A 22,306-nucleotide genomic window follows, 5' to 3' on the forward strand; every position below is an offset into this window, starting at 1 on the left:
TTTGAATCGATGGATTTCAGAATCGGACAAGGGTACGACGTCCACCAGCTCGTCGAGGGCCGCCCGCTCATCATCGGCGGCGTGACGATTCCCTATGAGCGCGGCCTGCTCGGCCATTCCGACGCCGACGTGCTTCTGCACGCGATCACCGATGCGCTGTTCGGTGCGGCTTCGCTCGGCGATATCGGCCGGCATTTTCCGGATACGGCAACCGAATTCGCCGGCGCGGACAGCCGCGTGCTGCTGCGCGAGGCGTTCAAGCGCGTGTCGGAAGCCGGATTCGCCATCGCGAACGTGGACAGCACGGTCATCGCGCAGGCGCCGAAGCTATCACCGCATATCGATGCGATGCGCGCGAACATCGCCGCGGACCTCGATCTCTCGATCGACCGCGTGAACGTCAAGGCCAAAACGAACGAGAAGCTGGGCTATCTCGGCCGCAAGGAGGGCATCGAGGCGCAAGCGGCGGTGCTGCTGCGCCGGACGTCGATCGACGGATAAAACGACGCCACGCTGTCGAGCCGTGGCGTCTTCGAAGATTCAACTCTTTTCCGCTTCGATCGTCAGCGCCACGGCGTTGATCACCGCCGCGATGCGGCCGACATCGCGCAGTTGCGTCGTCGACATGCCCTCTGCCACGAGATTCTCGTAGTGCGACTTCACGCAGAAGTGGCACTTGCCGATGATCGATGCCGCCAGCGCGTACATCTCGAAGCGCCGCTTGTCGACGCCGCCGTGCGATGCATAGGCATTCATGCGCAGGCCGGCGGGCTGCGTCCTGAGATCCGCGTTGTCGGCCATTTCCAGATACGGATACCAGACGTTGTTCATGCCCATCAGCGCGGCGGCGGTCAGCGCGGCGTTGGTCTCCTCCGGCGACAGTACGCCCGCGTTGCGGATGATGCTGGTGAGCTTCGTCGCCTTCGCGGCATAGGCGGCGGCAAGCGCGGCGCCGACCGCATCATTGCCTTCGAGCGACGAGCGGGCAATCGTACCGTCCACGTTCAGGCGAATATCCTTCGCGTAGTCGGGCACGAGTTCCTTGATCGCAGACAGGAATTCCATTGTTTTCTCCAGTTCGATGGCGTTAAAAAAGCCCGCCGCAGCCGAGGACTCGGCCGAGAGCGGGCTTTGCGGCATGAGGAACGCTTACAGCGTCGAGCCGCCGACCGCGCGGTTGCACGGGCACAGTTCGTCCGTTTGCAAGCCGTCGAGAATACGCAGGACTTCTTCCGGGCTGCGGCCCACGTTCAGGTTGTTGACGGACACATGCTGGATGACGTTGTCCGGATCGACGATGAAGGTCGCGCGCAGCGCAACGCCGGCTTCCTTGTCGCGCACGCCGAGCTGGTCGATCAGTTCGCCTTTCACGTCGCCGAAAGCGTAGTGGTTCAGCCTGTTCAAATCCTTGTGCTCGCGGCGCCATGCCAGCTTGACGAACTCGTTATCGACGCTGCCGCCGAGCAGCACCGCGTCGCGGTCCTCGAAGTCCTTCGCCAGCTTCGCGAACTCGACGATTTCCGTTGGGCACACGAACGTAAAGTCCTTCGGATAGAAGTAGATGATCTTCCACTTGCCAGGGAATGACTGTTCGGTGATTTCCTCGAAAGCGGACTGGCCGTTTTCTTCGTGATGATTGAAACCCGGCTTCGCAGCGGTGACGGTGAATGCTTCGACTTTATCGCCAACGGTCTTCATGCAGTAACTCCTGTGAAATCGTTGAAAGGACAAGCTCAGCCAAATTACTGGATCGCCATAACGCTCGCGTGACACTTTCATGCCAGACCTCGAGCGTTAACCCGGTTCATCTTAACTTTATTTAAAAAATCAACTCAATAGTTTTTAACTAACGAGTCGGATAGATTCTGACGAAGCCGTCGCGACGGGAGCCAAGTCTAACCGTCGAAGCGCGCGCCGCCTTTCATCGGCGGGAAATCGATGGTCACTTCGAAGCCGGGAAGCGGGGTGCGGTTGCGCAGCCGCAAAGTGCCGCGTTGACGCGTGACCAGGCGCTGAACGATGGCCATGCCGAGACCCGTGCCGTTCGCCTGCGTGCGCGCAGTATCGACGCGATAGAACGGGCGTGTGATGAGCGCGACCTGATCGTCGGGAATGCCGCGGCCTTCGTCCATCACGGAAAGTTCCACCTTGCCATGCGCGACCCGCGTCTGCAGCGTGATGCGTGCTATGTCGTCCTGCTCGCTACGTCCGTACTTGCGCGCGTTCTCGAGCAAATTGCCGACGACGCGGCGGGCATCTGTCGGATCGCCTTCGATCACGGCGCCCTGCGCGAGATCGGTGCGCATCACGACGCCGTCGTCGGCCTGAAAGCGCGCGGCAAGCTCGCTTGCGATCATCGAAAGATCCACCGCTTCGGGCATGCGCTGCATCGGCCGCGCGTAGTCCAGGAAGCGGCCGATGATCATGTCCATCTGCTCGATGTCGTCGATCATCGCGAGCTTGGTCGCTTCGTCCGACGGGCTCATTTCCGTCTCGAGACGCAGGCGTGCAAGCGGCGTGCGCAAGTCGTGCGAAATGCCCGCGAGCATCAGGGCGCGATCCGCTTCGAGCTGCTCGAGATCCTGCACCATCTGGTTGAAGCTTCGATTCGTTTCAGCTGCGACGCCCATGCCGCGCTCGGGCAAGGGCTCCGGCGACTGCCCCGAGCCGACCTTGCGCGCTGCGAGCGCAAGGCGCGCGAATGGCCGGTTCACGAGACTCGTGATGAACGCCGCGCCGAACAGCGACAGCGCCAGCGCGAACACGCCCCAGCCGGCCCATTGCAGGCCGGTGACGGTGTCGAGCTGATCGCGGTCGAGCGCGACCCAGTAATCGTCGTCGTCGATCTTGAAGCTGATCCAGACGCCCGGAATGTCGTTCACCGATTGCGCGATGATCGTCTCGTTGCCGAGCCGGCCGCGCACGTCGCGCTCGATCAGCCGGTTGAGCGATTCGTCGGGTTGCAGCTTGTATTTATCGGTGGTCTCGCGCGGATACACACGCACGCCCTCGTTGCTCTCCAGATCCTGAAGCAGCGCGCGACGCAGATCGGGGTCGGAGTAGAGCAGGGCGGTGCGCGTGAGCTTGACCACGGCGACGAGCTGAAGCGCCACGCGCTGCGCGCGCGGTTCGCGCTCGATCACGCGAAAGCTCTGAAACCACGCCGTGAGACTGACGGCGATGAGCAGCGCGATCAGCGCGAAGGTTCGCCAGAACAGGCCGCCGAACGCGAGCGCCAGTAGCCGCCTGTCGATGCGCATGGGTCTGTCGGGTTCAGCTCGGTAGAGGGGAGAAAGCGTGGCGAAACTCGCTCAGTGTCGATCAGGCTGCGCCGTCGGGAATGAAGACGTAGCCCAGGCCCCATACGGTCTGAATGAAACGCGGGCTGCTGGGGTCGGGCTCGATCAGTTTGCGCAGACGCGAGATCTGCACGTCGAGACTCCGGTCGAACACTTCATATTCACGTCCGCGCGCAAGCTCCATCAGCTTTTCGCGCGAGAGCGGCTGACGCGGATGACGCGCAAACACCTTCAGCACCGAAAACTCGCCGGTGGTCAGCGGAATTTCCTGGCCATTTTTCGTGAGCGTGCGCGTCGCGAGATTCAGGGCGAATTCGCCGAACTCGAACACTTCAGTGGTTTCGGACGGCGCGCCCGGCAATTCGGACGGCGTCTGGCGACGCAGCACCGCATGAATGCGCGCGACGAGCTCGCGCGGATTGAATGGCTTCGGCAGATAGTCGTCCGCACCCATTTCGAGTCCGACGATGCGATCTACATCTTCACCCTTCGCGGTGAGCATGATGATCGGCGTGCGATCGTTGCTGCCGCGCAGACGCCGGCAGATGGAAAGGCCGTCTTCGCCGGGCAGCATCAGATCGAGCACGAGCAGATCGAAACGCTCGCGCACCCAGAGCTTGTTCATCGACGGTGCGTTTTCTGCGACGTACACGTTGAAGCCCTGTTCACCGAGGTAGCGCCGCAGCAGATCGCGCAGGCGCGGATCGTCGTCGACGACGAGAATTTTTGAAGGGTTCTTGGTTTCCATGGCGGCATCTTAGCGCGTTTGATCAAACGCCGAGTTTGTAACAAAAGCGAGTGTAACAGTTGGTTACAAAATTTACGGAGCCTGTGGCACGGCCCAAGGGTTTGGTGCGTACACTGCTTTACCTAAGCCCGCCATTCGGTAGATACTCCATCAGACCAGCGCGTCATGCGGCCCGACCAAGCCATGGCGCGACGCGCGCGAAAAGAATGAGGCTGTCCGGTTGTCGAGCAACGAAGGGAACAACATGAAGGGAGCGCGGCAGCGCGGACCCGTGCGCACCGAGCGCATCTTCAGAAAGACACTTCTTGCCAGTGCGCTCTACGCAGTACTGAGCACACCTCACGTCTATGCACAGTCGACGGGCTTCGATCGCGGCATCACCGGTTCAACGAATCGTTTCGATGGCCGCATGATTCGCGCCCAGCAACGCGTGAGTAAAAGCTCGGCTCCTTCGAGCCACGATCGCGATCCGAAAGCGCCGGCCATGCAGCCTATCCAGCAGGTCGATCAGACACCGCCCGCGCGCCCGCCGCGTCACACGGTAATGACCGCTGACGAGCGGCGTCTCCTAAGGCAGCACATCGAAGAAGCGGTGCGCGATCTCTACAAGCGGTAAGCGGCGCGACCCGCGATGAACCGACGTCAATTCCTCTCGATTGCCGGCGCCTTCGCGGGTTGTGCGGGCAGCGCAGGGGAAGCGTTCGCTATCGCACATTCCGGTTCTTCCTCTTTCATTCGCTCGCTCGTGCTCGTCGATCTCGACGGCGGCAACGACGGGCTGAACACCGTCATTCCTTTTGCCGATCCTCTGTATCGCGCAGTGAGGCCCAATCTCGCGATATCCAGAGATCAGGCATTGCCGCTCGATATCCGCACGGCCTTACATCCGTCGCTGTCGCCGTTGATGAGCGCGTGGCGCGCGAACGATCTGGCGATCGTGCAGGGGGTTGGCTATGACGCGCCCAACCGGTCGCATTACCGCTCGCGCCAGATCTGGGATACCGCGTCGCACGCGGATGAATATCGTGCCGATGGCTGGCTCGATCGCGTGAGCGTCATCACCGAGGTAGCGACGTTCAACGCCGCATGCGACGCCGTCGCGCGCGCCTCGTCTCACGAAGTCAACGTCGTCCGCCTCGCGCTGCACGGCTTCGATACGCACGAGAATCAGGCGCGTCGGCATGCGGCGTGTCTTGCCCGGCTGGCTGAAGGACTCGCATCGCTGCGCGCGTCGTTGATCGCGTCCGGCGCGTGGGCCCGCACGCTCGTGATGACGCGTTCGGAATTCGGACGCGCCGCGCGTGAGAATGCCGCGGGCGGCACGGACCACGGCGCGGCCGCGGCGCATTTCCTAATGGGTGGAGGCGTGCGCGGCGGCCTGTTCGGCATGCCGCCACGACTCGATCGACTCGACGCGGACGGCGGCTTGCCCGTCGGCATCGACTTCAGAAGACTGTATGCGACGGTCCTCGACGCATGTTGGCAAAGCGGTTCCGCATCGATCCTTGGAGCCCGCTTCGAGCCGCTACCGATTCTTCGCGTCTAACGCGTGCGCCATGTGATCCACAACTTGCGGATCGGCGTGAGCGCGATGCGTTGATGCAGCACCTGAAAGTTTTCGCGTTCGATCTCGTCGAAAAGCGCGAGCGACAACGCGGCCTGCGCGCGCAACACGCGCTGCGTCGCGCGTTCCGAAGCGGGAATGGCGTCCAATGCATCGTTGAGCGCTTGCCGGGCGCGGCCGGTCTGAAAGCGCATGAGATCCGTGAAGGCATCGCCGTACTTGCGATTGATGACGTCGGCGGCCGTCACGCTGAAGCGCTGCAACTCGTCGATCGGGATATAGATGCGGCCGTTGCGCGCATCGCCGCCGACCTCCTGAACGCGCTCGGCGAGCAGCAGCGCCGAACCGAGCGGGGCGGACCACGCGTCGGCCTGGTCCGGATCGCGCGCGCTCGCACGTGCAAGCGCCGTCGCGAACGCGCCGCCCGTCTGATCGAGATAACGCTTGAAACCGGGCCAGTCTAGATAGCGCGCCTGATCCAGGTCCATGCCGAAACCGTCGACGACCGCGGCGAGCGACGCGCGCCCGGCATCGTCCAGAACCGGATGCGCGGCATCGCCCGCATGCGCCTGCAACGCTTTGGTGACCGGGTGCGTCGGCTCGCCGCCATTGAGCCGGCCGAGCTCGCTCTGCCACCAGGCGTGCTTCGTACGGCCGATGGTCGGATCGCTGGTTTCCTTCACGGTCTCTTCGAGTTCGCGATAGAGCGCGTAGAGCGCGGTCAGAAGCGGCTGACTCGCGGCCGGCGCGCGGCGCAGCGCGTAGTACGTGCCCGACCCTTCAGGGGCGGCCTTTTGCTGGCAATAGTCGTCGAAATTCACGAACGGGGCTTGTGGGAGTTCGAAAGGAAGGCGTCGTGGGGTGTCGTCTTGCGGTTCGTCACGCGGCGGACCGACGTACGAACGCTCATTTTATCCGGCAAGGCGCGGGTTCGCTGCCGCCCGGTGTTCGCCGCAAGATTGTGCGCCGAGCCAATGACGCTGCGCTTCGCGTGCGCAAGACTGCGGCAATCGACTCCATCTGCGCGCGCAGCCAAGAGGCATCCATGGCCGCATGAGAAGCGTGGCGAGGGATTCCGGCTTCGACTTTCGCGTGTGTGCAAGCCAGATGCACGTCTCGCCGACGACAGCCCTGCATATCACCGCCAACCGCCGTGCCGACGCAAGCTCACGTGTCCGCTCAACGTCTTCGTGATCTGGCAGCCGACGTGCGTGCGGCGGTTCTTGTCGCACGTCGATCGGCCGATCGCCGCTGTCCGCGCGAGCGAGCAGATACCGGATGAGATAAGGCGGGTGATGCACAGGGCGGGCATCGACTTCGCGGGCCGCTCGCAGGCGAAAGGCGAGGTGATGGCGATCGAGCTGGGCGACAGCGGCATCTGATTGACGAAAGCCCGGCTCCAAAACGAAAAACCCCTTTGCCGATGAAAGGGGTTTCGTTGTGGTGCGAGGAGGGGGACTCGAACCCCCACACCCTTGCGGGCGTCAGGACCTAAACCTGGTGCGTCTACCAATTTCGCCATCCTCGCAGCACGGCAGGCGCTCTGGGCTTGTTCGGTGATGACCCGCGCCCGGCGATGCCGCCGTGTCAGGCACCGGTCCACTGTGCCAAGCCCGAGATTCTAACCGATTCATCTGGCGATGTCTGCGAAATTGCGTCAACGCTTTTCGCGCTGCGGATCGGCTTGCGGATCGGCTTGTAAGCGCGCAAGCGCCGATCCCGGACATACACGCCGGGAGATTGCCGCTTCTCGAGCGGCTGCCTACAATCTCGTTCATTCGTCCGTCTCCACACCCGACCTTCCTCTCATGACTCGCAACGCGCGCAATCGCTTCGTCGCATGGCTCGGCATTGCCGCCATGTGGCTCGCGATCGTCGCGCCGGTCATCAGCCAGACGCTCGACGCACGCAACGCCGCGAGCGACCCGCAAGCGACCCTGTGCGCAGTCGATTCATCCGCAACGGATGCGCACGAAGGGCATCACGCGGCCGGGCAAGACCATACGGCGCAGACGGGCCATCACGACGCGGCGAATCACTTCGACGCCTGCTCATACTGCGGACTGCTTGCGCACAACCTGCCCATCGGCACGGGCGTCGCGCATGGCGTCGCATTGATCGAACGCGTCATGCGCGCTCCGGCGTTTGCGAGCGCCGATCCCGTCGCTTCGAAATCCTTCAACGCCGCGAGCCCGCGCGCGCCTCCCGCAATCTCCTGAAGCTGTCCTTCGTCGATTGTCTGGCGTTCGCCGCGCGCACGAGCGCAGCCGACGCGCATTCGTGCGCATGCCTGCCGATACCGCTGCAGGCGCATGCCGCCCGCGCAACGCGCATGCGCTCCACCAAGGCGCTCGATCACATTCGAAGTTCGCATTGGCATCCGATGCTCATCAATTGAACCGCACACATTCAACCAAAATCGCCATGCTTGCATCCAACCTGAACGCTCCGGCAGCAGCGTCGAACGCGGAGGTCATCGCGCATCGTCGCACGCTCTGGCGCTGGCATTTCTACGCAGGACTCTTCGTGATGCCGCTGCTCATCGTGCTCGCGATCACCGGAACGATCTACTGCTTTCAGCCGCAGATCGAGCCGCTTCTGTATCGCGACCGGATGATCGTCGCGGATACGCACGGCCCCCAGCTTTCCCGCGACGTCCTGCTCGCGAAGGCCGCCGCGCGCGAGCCGCGCGGCGCCGTGCCGACGCTTGCGCAGATCGACGCCGATCGCACGCGCAGCGCCGAGTTCGTCTTTCGCCTTCCATCGGGCGAGAGCGAAAGCGTGTATGTGAACCCCTATGACGGCACGGTCCTCGGCACACTCTCCGTCGAGCATCGATTGATGAAGCAGGTGCGCACTCTGCATCGCGGACTGATGCTCGGAAAGACCGGCGAGCTCGTCATGGAGCTGGCGGGCTGCTGGACGCTCGTGATGATCGGCACGGGCATCGCGCTGTGGTGGCCCAGCCGATCGAATGCGCGGCAGGGCGGCGTGTGGCTGCCGCGTCTGTCGCTGCAAGGACGCGCGTGGTGGCGCGATCTACACGCGGTGGGCGGCATCTGGCTCGCCATCGGCGCGCTGTTCTTCGTGCTTTCCGGACTGCCGTGGTCGGGATCGTGGGGCAAGGAGTTCAAGGCGCTCGCGACCTCCGCGTCGCTCGGCTATCCGAAGGGCGCGTGGGGCGAAGCGCATGTGCATTCGGCCGCGCCGGGCGCCGCATCGAAGAACACGGACGAAGACGCGCTGCACGGCATGCACATGAAGATGGACGATTTGCCGCTGCGTCAGACGCCGTGGGCCGTCGGTGCGACGACCGTGCCGGATAGCGGCGACCCGCGGTCGCCGGCCGCGCGGGTGTCGATCGACGACGTGATCGCGCTCGCCGCGAAAAACGGTATTGCCGACGACTACGGCATCGCGCTGCCCGACAAGCCGACGGGCGTCTACACGGTATCGTATTTCCCCGCCGATCCGCGCGCCGAACGCACGCTTCACATCGATCAATACAGCGGCCGCGTGCTGTCCGACATCGATTACGCGAGCTACGGACGAGTCGCGCAATGGATCTCGTACGGGACGTCGCTGCATATGGGACGTTACTTCGGGCTCGCGAACCAGGTCGTCTGCTCCACGATCTCGCTCGGGCTGGCGGCGCTCGCCGTGACGGGCTTCGTCATGTGGTGGAAGCGTCGGCCCGCGCGTGAGCTCGGCGCACCGGCACGGCCGGTCAAGCGGCCGCCGATGCGCACGTGGCGCGGCGGCCTGACCTTGCTGGGCGTGATTTTCCCGCTGATGGGCGCGACGATGCTCGCCGTCTGGTGCATCGACCGCCTCGCTTTCGGCAGGAGCCGCGCGGCCTTCTAGCGGTTTCCGACGCTCAGATCGAGCCGAATTTGAGCCGCGTGAGTTGCTCGGCTTCGTTTGCGAGCAGCCGTGCGGCGTCGCGGATCGCCGTATCGAGCGTGATCGGGCCCGGCGCGGGCGAGAAGCAGCCGCTGAAGAATTCGGAGAGCCGCGGCAGCGCGGCCGAATCGACCGCGCCCGAGAGCAGCGACGCCGGCACGCCCTGATCGCGTGCGTGCTTGCAGGCGATGAAGGGCGCCTTGCCGTGCAGCGTCTGGACGTCCGAGCGGCCCTCGCCCGTGATCAGCCAGTTCGCGCCTTCGAGCGCGGCATCGAGGCCGATTTCGCGCGCGACTACTTCCGCGCCCGTCTCGAAGCGCGCGCCGAGCATGTGCAGCGCGAAGCCGAGTCCGCCCGCCGCGCCCGCGCCGGGTTCGTTGCGCTTCACGACGCCCATCGCGGGTTCGAGGAGATCGGCGAAATGGGCGAGGGCGGTGTCGATCGTCGCCACTTGTTCGGGCGTCACGCCTTTCTGCGGACCGAAAATCGCGGTCGCGCCGTGGTCGCCGGTGAGCGGATTATCGACATCCGACATGCCGACGAACTCCGCATCCTTCACACGCGGATCGAGTCCCGACGCATCGATGCGCGCGATCTGCGCGAGCGCCGACGGCACCGGATCGAGTGCCTGGCCGGCCGCATCGAAGAGTTTGAGCCCGAGGCCCACGAGCAGGCCCGCGCCGCCGTCGTTCGTGCTGCTGCCGCCGAGCGCGATGTAGAACTTGCGCGCGCCGGAATCGAGCAGCGCACGAATCGCCTCGCCCATGCCGAGCGTGCTGCGCTCGGTGACCGGCACGGCCATGCCATCCGGATCGGTGATGCCGACGACTTCCGCCGTCTCGATGATCGCGCCGCCATCGTCGAGCAGGCCGGTCGCGGCATCGCGGCGCGCGGCGGCCGCGCCGCGCACGTTGAGCATGCGGCGCCCGCCGCCCGCCGAGAGCATCGCGTCGAGCGTGCCTTCGCCGCCATCGGCCATCGGGCGGATGCGGACGTCGGCATCGGGCCGTGCGCGCCTGATGCCTTCCGCGATGGCGTTCGCGACACCTTCCGCGGAAAGCGAGCCCTTGAAGGAATCGGGAGCGATGACAACTACGGGAGCGGCAGACATGGCGTTAGGCATGGTGTCTCAAATGTTCTGGTGTGAAAGGACCGTTGAAAAACCGCGGCGTGCCTCAATTTATTCGCTTGTTGCATGCGCTCCATGCCTTGCAGCAATGGATTGCACGGCGAGGGCGTTCGTCGCGTGAATCATGCGTCGGCAAGCTTATCAGCGCGCCGTGCGCCGCAAAATAGCCGTGCGCGGATAGCCGGAATTGTGCGCGTACGAGCGCGTCCGAAAAACGCGGACTTACGCCAAAATCTGGCCGCGAAACGGGCACTTTTCGAGGCAAATCGCGCCGAAACGGCGTGTTGCCAAATTAGTCGGCGGGGCCGCCCGGAATAGTTTGCTAAAATACCCGGCTCTGTTGACTGACACTGTGTCGGGCGACGTTCCGGCACTCCCGCGAGACGCGTTTTAGCGCGCGTCTTTCGGCGCCAGGCGTCGATTACGGCCGGCTCACGCAGAGCCCGCATCCGGACCCGCGCCTTTAGAACCGCGGAAGAACCGAACACCGAATTTTACGATTTAATCTAGGACGATTTCAGCCATGGCTAACGTAGTTGAGAACCTCGGCAAGCTCGAACGCCGCGTGACGATTTCCCTGCCGAAAGACACGGTGCAGAAGGAAGTGGATTCGCGCATCCGCCAGTTGGCCAAGAACGTGCGCATGCCGGGCTTCCGCCCGGGCAAGGTGCCGCTCAAGATGGTGACGCAGCAGTACGGCGGCCAGGTCGAGGCAGAAGTGCTGAGCGACAAGGTCGGCAAGGAATTCTTCGACGTCACGCGCGCGGAAAACCTGCGTGTTGCGGGCCAGCCGAGCTTCGCGCCGAAGTCGGAAGTCGCAGCTGACGCCTACGCGTTTGACGCGACCTTCGAGGTCTACCCCGAAGTGAAACTGGGCGATGTGGCGAACGCTGAAATCGAACGCACGGTCACCACCATCTCCGAAGCTGAAGTCGATCGCACGCTGGACATCCTGCGCAAGCAGCGCGTGCACTTCCACGCGCGCGGCGAAGCGGGCGAGCACGGCGACGGCGGCCCGAGCACCGCAGCGGCCGACGGCGACCGCGTGACGCTCGACTTCGTCGGCAAGATCGACGGCGTCGCGTTCGAAGGCGGCAGCGCACAGGACTTCGCATTCGTGCTGGGCGAAGGCCGCATGCTCCCCGAATTCGAGCAAGCCGCGACGGGCCTGAAGGTCGGTGAAACGCGCGAGTTCGATCTCAAGTTCCCTGAGGACTACCACGGCAAGGACGTCGCGGGCAAGACGGCGCAGTTCACGATCACGGTCAAGAAAATCGAGTGGCCGCATCTGCCGGAAATCAACGCGGATTTCGCAAAATCGCTCGGCATCGAAGACGGCGATCTCACGAAGATGCGCACCGAGATCAAGGACAACCTGGAGCGTGAAGCGAAGCGCCGCACGCAGCAGATCGTGAAAAACCAGGTCATGGACGCGCTCCTGAAGATCTCCGAACTGGACGTGCCGAAGGCGCTGATCGAGCATGATCAGCAGCGTCTCGTCGAAATGGCGCGCCAGGACCTGCAGCAACGCGGCGTGCCGAACGCCGCCGACGCGCCGATCCCGGCTGAAATGTTCGCCGAGCAGGCCGAGCGCCGCGTGAAGCTGGGCCTCGTGCTGGCCGAGCTGGTGAAGGCCAACGAACTGCAGGCGAAGCCCGAACAGATCCGCGCTGAAGTGGACGAATTCGCCAAGAGCTACGAAGACCCGAAGGAAGTCGTCCGCTGGTATTATTCGAACCAGCAGCGCCTCGCCGAGATGGAAGCGTACGTCGTGGAAAGCAACGTCGTCGATTTCGTCCTGGGCAAGGCCAAGGTGACCGACAAGGAAGTCAGCTTCGAGGAACTGGCCAGCGCAACGGCGCAAGCCTGACGCGTTGAGCAAGGGGCGTGCGGAGTCGTCGGACTGACGGCCCGCACGCCTTTTTTGCATTAAAGTTGGGCGTTTGCATGCCGTTCTAGTGGATGTTCCTTTGTCGTTCAGTATCCCTATTCCGAACAAGGAAATTGCATGACCTTTCGCGCTGAATTGCTCGATACGTTGGCGTCCCACGCACCGCGGGACTTCGAAGCCCAGGCGCTCGGCCTCGTTCCGATGGTCGTGGAAACGAGCGGCCGCGGCGAGCGAGCCTATGACATTTATTCGCGTCTCCTCAAGGAGCGCGTGGTGTTTCTCGTCGGCGAGGTGAATGACCAGTCGGCGAACCTCGTCGTCGCGCAGCTGCTGTTTCTCGAAAGCGAGAACCCGGACAAGGACATCAGCCTGTACATCAACAGCCCTGGCGGTTCGGTTTCGGCCGGCATGGCGATCTACGACACCATGCAGTTCGTGAAGCCCGATGTTTCCACGCTGTGCATGGGTCTCGCCGCGAGCATGGGCGCGTTCTTGCTGGCAGCGGGCGCGAAGGGCAAGCGCGTCGCGCTGCCGAACGCGCGCGTGATGATTCACCAGCCGCTCGGTGGCGCGCGCGGTCAGGCATCGGACATCGAAATTCAGGCGCGGGAGATCCTGTACCTGAAGGAGCGGTTGAATCAGTTGCTGTCGCATCACACGGGGCAGCCGGTCGAGCGCATTGCGCGCGACACGGATCGCGACAACTTCATGTCGGGCGACGACGCGCAAGCTTACGGCCTCGTCGACCAGGTGCTTCACAAGCGTCCCTGAAGGCGTCCGGAGCGGCGCCGCGCCGGTGCTCGGAGACGGATACCGGCCAGCAATGCGAAGTCGCGCATGCGGCGCAACGCCAAAACGCGCTTCGTTCGACCTCCAGGTGCGAATCTGCGTCGTCGAATCGAAGGGCGTATCATGTAACAAGAGTGTCCGGAGGCTTACACATTTATGGCGGACAAAAAAGGTTCCAGCAGCGAAAAGCTGCTGTATTGCTCGTTCTGCGGAAAAAGCCAGCATGAGGTGAAGAAGCTCATTGCTGGGCCGTCGGTGTTCATCTGTGATGAATGTATCGATCTATGCAACGAGATCATTCGCGACGAGGCAGCGGGTGCGGCAGAGGAGGCCGGGCTGACCAGGTCCGACCTGCCGAGCCCGCAGGAAATCAGCGATATCCTCAATCAGTACGTCATTGGCCAGGAACGCGCGAAGAAAATTCTCGCGGTGGCCGTGTACAACCATTACAAGCGGCTCAAGCATCTCGACAAGAAAGACGAGATCGAGCTGTCGAAGAGCAATATTCTCTTGATCGGGCCGACCGGCTCGGGCAAGACGCTGCTCGCGCAGACGCTCGCGCGCATGCTGAACGTGCCGTTCGTGATCGCGGATGCAACGACGCTGACCGAAGCCGGCTATGTCGGCGAGGACGTCGAGAATATCATTCAGAAGCTGCTGCAAAACTGCAACTACGAAGTCGACAAGGCGCAGCGCGGAATCGTTTACATCGACGAGATCGACAAGATCAGCCGCAAGTCTGACAACCCGTCCATCACGCGCGACGTGTCGGGCGAGGGCGTGCAGCAGGCTTTGCTCAAGCTCGTCGAAGGCACGATGGCATCGGTGCCGCCGCAAGGCGGACGCAAGCACCCGAATCAGGATTTCATCCAGGTCGATACAACCAACATCCTGTTCATCTGCGGCGGCGCGTTCGACGGACTCGAAAAGGTCATCACGGATCGCACCGAGAAGACTGGGATCGGTTTCGGCGCAAGCGTGAAGAGCAAGCAGGATCGCGATGCGGGCGAAGTGCTGCGTGAAGTCGAGCCTGAGGATTTGATCAAGTTCGGTCTGATTCCGGAGCTGATCGGCCGTCTGCCCGTCGTGGCGACGCTCGGCAAGCTCGACGAAGCCGCGCTCGTGAAGATCCTGATCGAGCCCAAGAACGCGCTCGTGAAGCAGTATCACAAGCTCTTCGCGATGGAACGCGTGGAACTGGAAATCCGTCCGGCTGCGCTGCAGGCCATCGCGCAGAAGGCGATTCGCCGCAAGACCGGCGCGCGCGGCCTGCGTTCGATTCTGGAACAGGCGTTGCTCGACGTGATGTACGAACTGCCGACCATGAAGGGCGTTTCGAAGGTGATCGTCGACGACAACACGATCGACGGCGACGGCAAGCCGCTCCTCATCTACGAAGACGCACCGAAAGTAGCAGGATCGAACTGAAGCAGGCTGTGTGTCGGCGAAAGGCCGTTCATGGCGACGTGAACGGCCTTTTATTTTTTTCGGTTTATCTTGTGGACGTTACTGACGCGATCTTTGACTAACGACTTTTCCCTTCCGATAAAGGCTTGCAATAGCTCTGAACGGCCTTACTTACGATTGAATTGATTCCATTAATGGGGAAATGAAATGTCAGGAACCCAACTCCTCCCGCAGGAACGCATTACGCTGCCGTTGCTCCCGCTGCGCGACGTAGTCGTTTTCCCGCATATGGTGATTCCGCTCTTCGTCGGGCGGCCCAAGTCGATCAAGGCCCTCGAAGCCGCGATGGAAGGCGGCAAGCACATCATGCTCGTCGCCCAGAAAACGGCGGCGAAAGATGAGCCGACCGAAAAGGACATGTACGAAGTAGGGTGTGTCGCCAACATCCTGCAAATGCTGAAGCTGCCTGACGGCACCGTAAAAGTGCTCGTCGAAGGGCTGCAGCGCGCGAAGACGCTCTCGATCGAAGAGCAGGAAACGCAGTTTTCATGCGATGTGATGCCGCTCGAGCCGGATCACGCTGACAGCGCTGAAACCGAAGCGCTGCGCCGCGCGATTGTTTCCCAGTTCGATCAGTACGTGAAGCTCAACAAGAAGATTCCGCCGGAGATCCTGACGTCGCTGTCGGGTATCGACGAAGCGGGTCGTCTTGCCGACACCATCGCCGCGCATCTGCCGCTCAAGCTCGATCAGAAGCAGCACATCCTCGAGATGTTCCCTGTGATCGAGCGCCTGGAGCATTTGCTCGCCCAGCTCGAAGCCGAAATCGACATCCTTCAGGTCGAGAAGCGCATTCGTGGGCGTGTGAAGCGCCAGATGGAAAAGAGCCAGCGCGAGTACTACCTGAACGAACAGGTCAAGGCCATCCAGAAGGAACTGGGCGAAGGCGAAGAGGGCGCGGACCTCGAAGAACTCGAGAAACGCATCACCGCCGCGCGCATGCCGAAGGAAGCCAAGAAGAAGGCCGATGCCGAGCTGAAGAAGCTGAAGCTCATGTCGCCGATGTCCGCGGAAGCGACCGTCGTGCGCAATTACATCGACACGCTGATCGGCCTGCCGTGGCGCAAGAAGAGCAAGGTCAACAACGACCTTTCGAACGCCGAGCGCGTGCTGGATGAAGACCACTTCGGCCTCGAGAAAGTGAAGGAACGCATTCTCGAGTACCTCGCGGTTCAACAACGCGTCGAGAAGGTGAAGGCGCCGATCCTGTGCCTCGTCGGGCCTCCCGGCGTCGGCAAGACCTCGCTCGGCCAGTCGATCGCGCGTGCGACGAACCGCAAGTTCGTGCGCATGGCGTTGGGCGGCGTGCATGACGAGTCCGAGATTCGCGGTCACCGTCGTACGTATATCGGCTCGATGCCCGGCAAGATCCTGCAAAGCCTCGCGAAGGTAGGCGTACGCAATCCGCTCTTCCTGCTCGACGAAGTCGACAAGATGGGCATGGATTTCCGCGGCGATCCTGCCTCTGCGTTGCTCGAAGTGCTCGACCCGGAACAGAACCACACGTTCGCGGACCACTACATCGAAGTGGACTTCGACCTGTCGGACGTAATGTTCGTGGCGACGTCGAACTCGCTGAACATTCCGCCGCCGCTGCTCGACCGGATGGAAGTCATCCGCCTGTCGGGTTACACGGAAGACGAGAAGGTCAGCATCGCGACGCGTTACCTGCTGCCGAAGCAGAAGCGCAACAACGGGCTGAAGGACGGTGAAATCGACGTCACGGAACAAGCCATCCGCGACATCATTCGTTACTACACGCGTGAAGCGGGCGTACGTTCGCTCGAGCGTGAAGTGTCGAAGATTTGCCGCAAGGTCGTGAAGATGTTGCTGCTGAAGAAGGCCGAAGGCGCCGTGAAGGTCGATGGCTCCAACCTCGACACCTTCCTCGGCGTGCGCAAGTACGACTTCGGTCTGGCCGCGAAGGACAACCAGATCGGTCAGGTAACGGGCCTTGCATGGACGGAAGTCGGCGGCGATCTGCTGACGATCGAAGCAGCGGTGATGCCCGGCAAGGGCGGCGTGATCCGCACGGGTTCGCTCGGCGACGTTATGAAGGAATCCGTCGAAGCGGCGCGTTCGGTGGTTCGCTCGCGTTCGCGTCGTCTCGGCATCACGGATGAGTCGTTCGAGAAGAAGGACATTCACATCCACGTGCCGGAAGGCGCGACGCCGAAGGACGGTCCGTCCGCCGGTATCGCGATGACCACGGCCCTGGTGTCGGTGTTGACGGGCATTCCGGTTCGCGCCGATGTTGCGATGACGGGCGAAATCACGTTGCGCGGCGAAGTGCTGCCGATCGGCGGGTTGAAGGAAAAGCTGCTGGCGGCGCATCGCGGCGGCATCAAGCTCGTGCTGATCCCCGAGGAGAACACGAAGGATCTGGCCGAGATTCCCGACAACGTGAAGAACGCCATCGAGATCGTGCCGGTTCGCTGGATCGATCGCGTGCTGGAACTGGCGCTCGAACGTACGCCGGAGTCGTTGCCTGAAGACGAAGCGAAGGCGACGCCGGTCGCGGCCGAACAGCAGAAGGACGCGCCTGCACCGGGCGAGGTCGTGAAGCACTGAGCGCTTCCTGCAACACGGTTCATCGCCGTGTCGTGTGATCGAAGCTAAAACCCGCGGGTGTATGCCCGCGGGTTTTTCTTTGGGCGCGCGGCTTTACCGAGGAGCTCTTCTAAAACGCCTCGAACCCGCACCGAATAAGGCTCAACCCTCGTTGACACGCTGCTTTCGGCTAAGTTAAATGAGCGCCGCATCCAATCATATCGAGATGCCATTCGCATCGATGCTGGACCAGATCGATTAAAACGTGCCAATACTGATTCGGGGATCACAATGAACAAGACGGAACTGATCGACCATATCGCGCAGCAAGCCGATATCTCCAAGGCCGCCGCCGGCCGAGCGCTCGAAGCGGTGATCGGCGGCGTAAGCGCAACGCTGAAGAAGGGCGGCACCGTGACGCTCGTCGGCTTCGGCACGTTCGCCGTCGGTAAGCGCACTGCGCGCACGGGCCGCAATCCGCGCACGGGCGACGCGATCAAGATCAAGGCCGCGAAGGTTCCGAAATTTCGCCCTGGCAAAGCGCTGAAGGATGCGCTAAACTAGCGGACTCGCTGGATGCGGCGCTTCTCAAAACGAAGCGTTAAGTTTAACGAGGCGCAAACCGAGTGAATTTGCGGACCGGGTGCTTAGCTCAGTTGGTAGAGCGGCGCCCTTACAAGGCGTAGGTCGGGAGTTCGAGCCTCTCAGCACCCACCAGGTCTCAGTTCATTGCGCGCTACCCAGGAGCGGTAGTTCAGTTGGTTAGAATACCGGCCTGTCACGCCGGGGGTCGCGGGTTCGAGTCCCGTCCGCTCCGCCAGAATCAAACAAAAAAGTCCTGCAAGCTGCATTGCTTGCGGGACTTTTTTGTTTTACGTGCGCTCGCGCTGTCGTTAAGAATACTAATGATTGCGTCAAAGAAGCACGGTTCCGAGCACTTGGATGCGCCGCCCAGGGCGGCATCCTGGGGCGCGACACCTTTAATTACAAGGATCAGCACGACAATTTCGCCTTGGGCAACGCAAATCCCACCCGCCTTTCGCCTTTTCCCCGCCCACTGTTGTAATATCGAGCGTTTTGTTATAACCACGCAGCGTTACGCATGCTCGACTTCTTCCGTAATCACCAGCGCCTGATGATGGCTCTGCTAATCCTGATCGTCGTGCCCGGTCTGGGCATGGTCGGGATTCAGGGCTTCAGCAACTATTTCGACGAGAGTTCCTACGTCGCCAGCGTGAATGGCCACAAGATCACGCGCGCCGAGTTCGACAGCGCCTTCCGTCAGCAAGTGGACCGCGCCCGCTCGATGCTCGGCGCACAGTTCGACGCCAAGATGTTCGACACGCCCGAGGCACGCGCCGCGATGGTCGACAGTCTCGTGCAGCAACGCGCGATGGCCGACGAAACGCAGCGTCTGCATCTGACCGCGTCGGATGACGCCGTGCGTCGCGCGCTGCTTTCCGATCCGGTGATTTCGTCGCTGAAGAAGCCCGACGGCAGCATCGACCTCGATCGCTACAAGCAACTGCTCGCGATGCAGGGCATGACGCCCGCGCAGTACGACGAGCGCATGCGCTACACGATCGCGACCGAGCAGATTCCGGGCAGCATCCAGGCGACTTCGTTCACGTCGAAGTCGCTCGCACAGAGCCTGACGGAACTTGCAGAGCAGAAGCGCTCGGTGCAAGGCCTGTCGCTGCGCACGGCCGATTACACCGCGAAGATCCAGCCGACCGACGCGCAGCTCACGGCATACTACGACGCGCATCGCAACGACTTCGCGACGCCCGAGACGGCCACGATCCAGTATCTCCTGCTGTCGCCGTCGACGGTCGCGGCGGCATCGAAGCCGAGTGACGCCGATCTCAAGAAGTATTACGACGAGAACATTCAGCGCTATCGGACGGAAGCGGAAGTGCGCGCGAGCCACATTCTCGTGAACGCGCCGAAGGACGCGAGCGCGGCCGACAAGGCGAAGGCGAAGCAGAAAGCCGAAGAACTGCTCGCGCAAGTCAAGGCTCATCCCGACCAGTTCGCGCAGATCGCGCAGAAGAACTCGGACGATCCTGGCTCGGCGAGCAAGGGCGGCGATCTCGGCTACTTCGCGCATGGGCAGATCGCGGGCGGCAAGGCATTCGACGATGCCGCATTCGGCCTGAAGAAGGGCGAGGTGAGCAATATCGTCGAATCGGATTTCGGCTATCACATCATCCAGGCGACCGACGTTAAGCCATCGGTCACAAGACCGTTCGACGAAGTGAAGGACTCGCTCGCGAAGGACTATGCGGCCCAGCAAGGCACGAAGGGCTTCGCGGAAGACGCGCAGGGCTTCACCGACCTCGTCTACGAGAAGGCGAAGTCGCTGCAACCCGCCGCGGACAAATACAAGCTCACGATCCAGACGGCGACGGTCGGCCCGAAGCCGAATCCGCAATTGCCACAGGACAATCCGCTCAACAATCCGAAGTTCCTCACGGCCGTCTTCGCGCCGGACGCGGTGAAGGATCGCAACAACACGCAGGCCATCGACGTCGGCAACAACACGCTGATTGCCGCGCGCGTGACCGACTACAAGGCGTCTTCCGTCCCGGCGTTCGACGTCGTAAAGGACGACGTCCGCAAGAAGGTGGTCGCGGAACTGGCCGCTGCGATGGCAAAGAAGGACGGCGAAGCGAAGCTGGCGGACCTGCAGAAGTCGAAGTCGGCCGATGGCTTCACGTCGCCGGTCACGGTCTCGCGTAACGACGCGCAAGGCTTGCCGCCCGCCGCGCTGAGCGCGATCTTCAAGGTGGACGCATCGAAACTTCCGGCTTATGTCGGCGTGGATCTCGGCGCGGACGGCTACGCGATTTATCGCGTGAACGGGATCGAAAAGGGTACGCCGGTCGCAGCCGATCGCCTCGCGGGCGCGCAGCAGCAGGTCGCGCAGGTCTACGCGCAGGCCGACATGGAGGCGTACATCAACGCGTTGAAGGCGCGCTCGAAGGTCAAGCTGAGCCAGGCGCCCCCGCCGTCGTCGTCGAACTGATCGATCCTGGCTTCATAAAAAAAGCCCCGCTTCCGAAAGAATGCGGGGCTTTTTTGTTTGGCATGCCGCCATGAGGCAGCAAGCAGCCGTCCGAGCTTCGGTTACAGGCAAGCCTGGATATCGCCGGTTGCCTGACTGCCGGCAGCGCCCGAGGCGCGGAAACCGACCCACGTGCCCGAACCCGACCATGCCGGGCGGACAATGGCCGCCGCGCCGGTCGGCGGTTGCTGGCCGGGCACGTACACGTCGACGGCCTGATCGTTCGCGAGCGTGTTCTGCGACACGACCTGCTGCTGCGACGAGTCCGCCCATTTCTGGGCGACGCATTGCGCGACGACCTTCGGCGCCTTCTGGCTCGTGCCGACTTGCTGCACACCGGCGGGCGGCTGAGCAGCACAGGCCGAAATCGCAACGGTCAGGGCGAGAAGAGGAATAAATTTCACGTGACCTCCTTGTAGAGTCGCTCACGACGAGCGGGGTTATAAGAGTTACGCGAAAGTCTCAGATATCTGAATCTTGGCCATGCTCCGCGTCGGTTGCTGAAGCTGTCGCGTCCGGCGTCTTCGTTAATGCGACGCACTGGCGCCCAGCAAGGGTTTCAAGGTTGGCCAGACGTTATCCAACAGCAAAGGCTGGGCCTGCACGGTCGGATGAATCTGGTCGGCCTGGAACATGGCAGGCTTGTCCGCGATGCCGGCAAGCAGAAACGGCACGAGCGGCACGTTCTTGTCCTTCGCGATACGCTCGTAGACCGCGTGGAACTTTTGCGTGTAGTCGGGGCCGTAATTGGGTGGAACGTACATGCCGATGAGTAAAACCTTCGCATGCGCGGCCTGCGATGCCTCGACGATGCTGCGCAGATTCGTCTCCGTCGTCGCGAGCGGCACGCCACGCAACGCGTCGTTCGCGCCGAGTTCGACGATTACGACAGCCGGCTTGATGCGCGACAGCACCGCGGTCAGACGCGCGCGCCCGCCGCTCGTGGTGTCGCCGCTGATGCTCGAATTGGCGACGCTATAATCGAAACGCTCCTTCGCCAGCTTCTCGCGCAGCAGATTCACCCAGCCAGTGTCGCGCGGCAGACCGTATTCGGCCGACAGACTATCGCCCAGCACGACGATTGCGGGCTTCGGTTGCGATGCCGCCCGCGCGTCTGCCGCGTGCGCGGTCGCACAACATGCCGCCATCAGCGCGGCGGTCGCAAAGCCGCGCAAGTTCTTTTTCAAGGTGTCCATGCAAAACAATATCGAGCCGGTCATCGAAGTTCGGGGATTAAGCAAGCGAGTGAAGGACGCAACGGGCGAACTCACGATTCTCGATCAGGTCGATCTGTCGATTGCGAAGGGTAGCAGCGTCGCGATCGTCGGAGCATCGGGCTCGGGCAAGTCGACATTGCTCGGCTTGCTCGCCGGATTGGACAGCGCGAGCGAGGGCTCGGTTCGTCTGCTTGGCAAGGAGTTGGCCACGTTGAACGAAGACGAACGCGCCGCGCTCAGAAGCGGCGCGGTCGGCTTCGTGTTCCAGTCGTTCCAGTTGATGCCGCATCTGACCGCGCTCGAGAACGTCATGCTGCCCCTCGAGTTGCGCGCTCAGACTCCGCACAGCGAAATCGCCGCGCGCGCCCGTTCGCTGCTCGATCAGGTCGGGCTGTCGCAACGCACCGGCCATTATCCGAAGCTGCTTTCCGGCGGCGAACAGCAGCGCGTCGCGCTCGCGCGCGCGTTCGTCACGCATCCTGTCGTGCTCTTCGCCGACGAACCCACCGGCAGCCTCGACGCCGCAACCGGCTGCGCAATCATCGACCTGATGTTCGAGATGAATCGGCGCAACGGCGCGACGCTCGTGCTGGTTACGCACGATCAGGAACTCGCCGAGCGTTGCGATGCCACGGTGACGATCGAAGCGGGGCGCCTCGTCAACGGTCTCGGCGTGTAAAAA

At 62.6% G+C, this 22,306-nt stretch carries 21 protein-coding genes and 3 tRNA genes; 15 read left to right on the forward strand and 9 right to left on the reverse strand.

From position 1 onward, the window contains the following. Positions 1–9 precede the first annotated feature (9 nt). Positions 10–501: a 2-C-methyl-D-erythritol 2,4-cyclodiphosphate synthase gene (ispF, locus tag NCR38_RS06360; protein WP_061117384.1), complete on the forward strand. Its 492-nt coding sequence runs from the start codon at positions 10–12 to the stop codon at positions 499–501. A gap of 39 nt (positions 502–540) precedes the next feature. Here ispF and NCR38_RS06365 read toward each other — a convergent pair whose 3' ends face one another. From NCR38_RS06365 to ompR, 4 genes are all read right to left on the reverse strand, one after another. Continuing rightward, complete coding sequence (locus tag NCR38_RS06365; protein WP_250476608.1) at positions 541–1,065, reverse strand: carboxymuconolactone decarboxylase family protein; 525 nt, start codon at positions 1,063–1,065, stop codon at positions 541–543. Between the two features lie 84 nt (positions 1,066–1,149). Continuing rightward, on the reverse strand, positions 1,150–1,698 hold the full coding sequence (locus NCR38_RS06370) for a peroxiredoxin (protein WP_061117382.1): 549 nt from the start codon (positions 1,696–1,698) through the stop codon (positions 1,150–1,152). A gap of 197 nt (positions 1,699–1,895) precedes the next feature. Next, on the reverse strand, positions 1,896–3,260 hold the full coding sequence (locus NCR38_RS06375) for an ATP-binding protein (RefSeq protein ID WP_061117381.1): 1,365 nt from the start codon (positions 3,258–3,260) through the stop codon (positions 1,896–1,898). Positions 3,261–3,321: 61 nt separating this feature from the next. Continuing rightward, positions 3,322–4,047, reverse strand: a complete 726-nt coding sequence (gene ompR, locus NCR38_RS06380; RefSeq protein ID WP_008349770.1) for a two-component system response regulator OmpR — start codon at positions 4,045–4,047, stop codon at positions 3,322–3,324. Between the two features lie 244 nt (positions 4,048–4,291). Here ompR and NCR38_RS06385 point away from each other — a divergent pair, with 244 nt between their 5' ends. Both NCR38_RS06385 and NCR38_RS06390 read left to right on the forward strand, forming a co-directional pair. Then, positions 4,292–4,663 carry a hypothetical protein gene (locus NCR38_RS06385; RefSeq protein WP_250476609.1) on the forward strand — a complete coding sequence of 124 codons (372 nt, stop codon included), beginning with the start codon at positions 4,292–4,294 and terminating at the stop codon, positions 4,661–4,663. Between the two features lie 15 nt (positions 4,664–4,678). After that, on the forward strand, positions 4,679–5,593 hold the full coding sequence (locus tag NCR38_RS06390) for a DUF1501 domain-containing protein (protein WP_250476610.1): 915 nt from the start codon (positions 4,679–4,681) through the stop codon (positions 5,591–5,593). Here NCR38_RS06390 and NCR38_RS06395 read toward each other — a convergent pair. After that, the gene (locus NCR38_RS06395; protein WP_250476611.1) at positions 5,590–6,432 is read right to left on the reverse strand and encodes a squalene/phytoene synthase family protein; all 843 of its coding nucleotides are present in this window, start codon (positions 6,430–6,432) and stop codon (positions 5,590–5,592) included. The two genes, NCR38_RS06390 and NCR38_RS06395, sit on opposite strands and share 4 nt — an antisense overlap. Positions 6,433–6,441: 9 nt before the next feature. Between NCR38_RS06395 and NCR38_RS06400 the strand changes: the two genes are divergently transcribed. Then, on the forward strand, positions 6,442–6,993 hold the full coding sequence (locus tag NCR38_RS06400) for a hypothetical protein (protein ID WP_250476612.1): 552 nt from the start codon (positions 6,442–6,444) through the stop codon (positions 6,991–6,993). 59 nt (positions 6,994–7,052) lie between these two features. On the opposite strand, the gene NCR38_RS06405 is transcribed toward NCR38_RS06400, so the two are convergent. Continuing rightward, positions 7,053–7,139 (reverse strand) — tRNA-Leu (locus tag NCR38_RS06405). 280 nt (positions 7,140–7,419) lie between these two features. On the opposite strand from NCR38_RS06405, the gene NCR38_RS06410 reads away from it, so the two are divergent. Both NCR38_RS06410 and NCR38_RS06415 read left to right on the forward strand, forming a co-directional pair. Beyond that, positions 7,420–7,830 (forward strand): DUF2946 domain-containing protein, encoded by a 411-nt coding sequence (locus tag NCR38_RS06410; RefSeq protein WP_250476613.1) that lies wholly within the window; start codon positions 7,420–7,422, stop codon positions 7,828–7,830. A gap of 205 nt (positions 7,831–8,035) precedes the next feature. Next, positions 8,036–9,475, forward strand: a complete 1,440-nt coding sequence (locus NCR38_RS06415) for a PepSY domain-containing protein (RefSeq protein WP_250476614.1) — start codon at positions 8,036–8,038, stop codon at positions 9,473–9,475. Between the two features lie 13 nt (positions 9,476–9,488). Here NCR38_RS06415 and NCR38_RS06420 read toward each other — a convergent pair whose 3' ends face one another. After that, entirely contained in the window at positions 9,489–10,637 is a 1,149-nt protein-coding gene (locus NCR38_RS06420) for a glycerate kinase (protein ID WP_250476615.1), read from the reverse strand. 529 nt (positions 10,638–11,166) lie between these two features. On the opposite strand from NCR38_RS06420, the gene tig reads away from it, so the two are divergent. The 8 genes from tig to NCR38_RS06460 all read left to right on the forward strand — a co-directional run bounded on the left by tig (position 11,167) and on the right by NCR38_RS06460 (position 20,368). Next, positions 11,167–12,513 carry a trigger factor gene (gene tig / locus NCR38_RS06425; RefSeq protein ID WP_250476616.1) on the forward strand — a complete coding sequence of 449 codons (1,347 nt, stop codon included), beginning with the start codon at positions 11,167–11,169 and terminating at the stop codon, positions 12,511–12,513. Positions 12,514–12,651: 138 nt separating this feature from the next. After that, positions 12,652–13,305: an ATP-dependent Clp endopeptidase proteolytic subunit ClpP gene (gene clpP, locus NCR38_RS06430; RefSeq protein ID WP_008349755.1), complete on the forward strand. Its 654-nt coding sequence runs from the start codon at positions 12,652–12,654 to the stop codon at positions 13,303–13,305. A gap of 174 nt (positions 13,306–13,479) precedes the next feature. Continuing rightward, on the forward strand, positions 13,480–14,751 hold the full coding sequence (clpX, locus tag NCR38_RS06435; RefSeq protein ID WP_035498697.1) for an ATP-dependent Clp protease ATP-binding subunit ClpX: 1,272 nt from the start codon (positions 13,480–13,482) through the stop codon (positions 14,749–14,751). Positions 14,752–14,937: 186 nt separating this feature from the next. Further along, on the forward strand, positions 14,938–17,361 hold the full coding sequence (gene lon / locus NCR38_RS06440; protein ID WP_061117374.1) for an endopeptidase La: 2,424 nt from the start codon (positions 14,938–14,940) through the stop codon (positions 17,359–17,361). 216 nt (positions 17,362–17,577) lie between these two features. Next, a complete protein-coding gene (locus NCR38_RS06445) occupies positions 17,578–17,904 on the forward strand; it encodes an HU family DNA-binding protein (protein WP_311394663.1) in 327 nt (108 codons plus the stop codon). Between the two features lie 77 nt (positions 17,905–17,981). Beyond that, positions 17,982–18,057 (forward strand) — tRNA-Val (locus NCR38_RS06450). 26 nt (positions 18,058–18,083) lie between these two features. Beyond that, positions 18,084–18,160 (forward strand) — tRNA-Asp (locus NCR38_RS06455). A gap of 282 nt (positions 18,161–18,442) precedes the next feature. Further along, positions 18,443–20,368, forward strand: a complete 1,926-nt coding sequence (locus NCR38_RS06460; protein ID WP_250476617.1) for a SurA N-terminal domain-containing protein — start codon at positions 18,443–18,445, stop codon at positions 20,366–20,368. A 101-nt stretch (positions 20,369–20,469) separates the two neighbouring features. On the opposite strand, the gene NCR38_RS06465 is transcribed toward NCR38_RS06460, so the two are convergent. Further along, positions 20,470–20,811, reverse strand: a complete 342-nt coding sequence (locus NCR38_RS06465) for a hypothetical protein (protein ID WP_061117372.1) — start codon at positions 20,809–20,811, stop codon at positions 20,470–20,472. Between the two features lie 123 nt (positions 20,812–20,934). Beyond that, positions 20,935–21,603: an arylesterase gene (locus NCR38_RS06470; protein WP_284502160.1), complete on the reverse strand. Its 669-nt coding sequence runs from the start codon at positions 21,601–21,603 to the stop codon at positions 20,935–20,937. Between NCR38_RS06470 and NCR38_RS06475 the strand changes: the two genes are divergently transcribed. Beyond that, complete coding sequence (locus tag NCR38_RS06475) at positions 21,488–22,303, forward strand: ABC transporter ATP-binding protein (protein ID WP_409219263.1); 816 nt, start codon at positions 21,488–21,490, stop codon at positions 22,301–22,303. The two genes, NCR38_RS06470 and NCR38_RS06475, sit on opposite strands and share 116 nt — an antisense overlap. The last annotated feature ends 3 nt before the right edge of the window (positions 22,304–22,306 follow it).

The organism is Caballeronia sp. INML1, assembly GCF_023631085.1.
In the GTDB taxonomy this organism is placed as follows: domain Bacteria; phylum Pseudomonadota; class Gammaproteobacteria; order Burkholderiales; family Burkholderiaceae; genus Caballeronia; species Caballeronia turbans.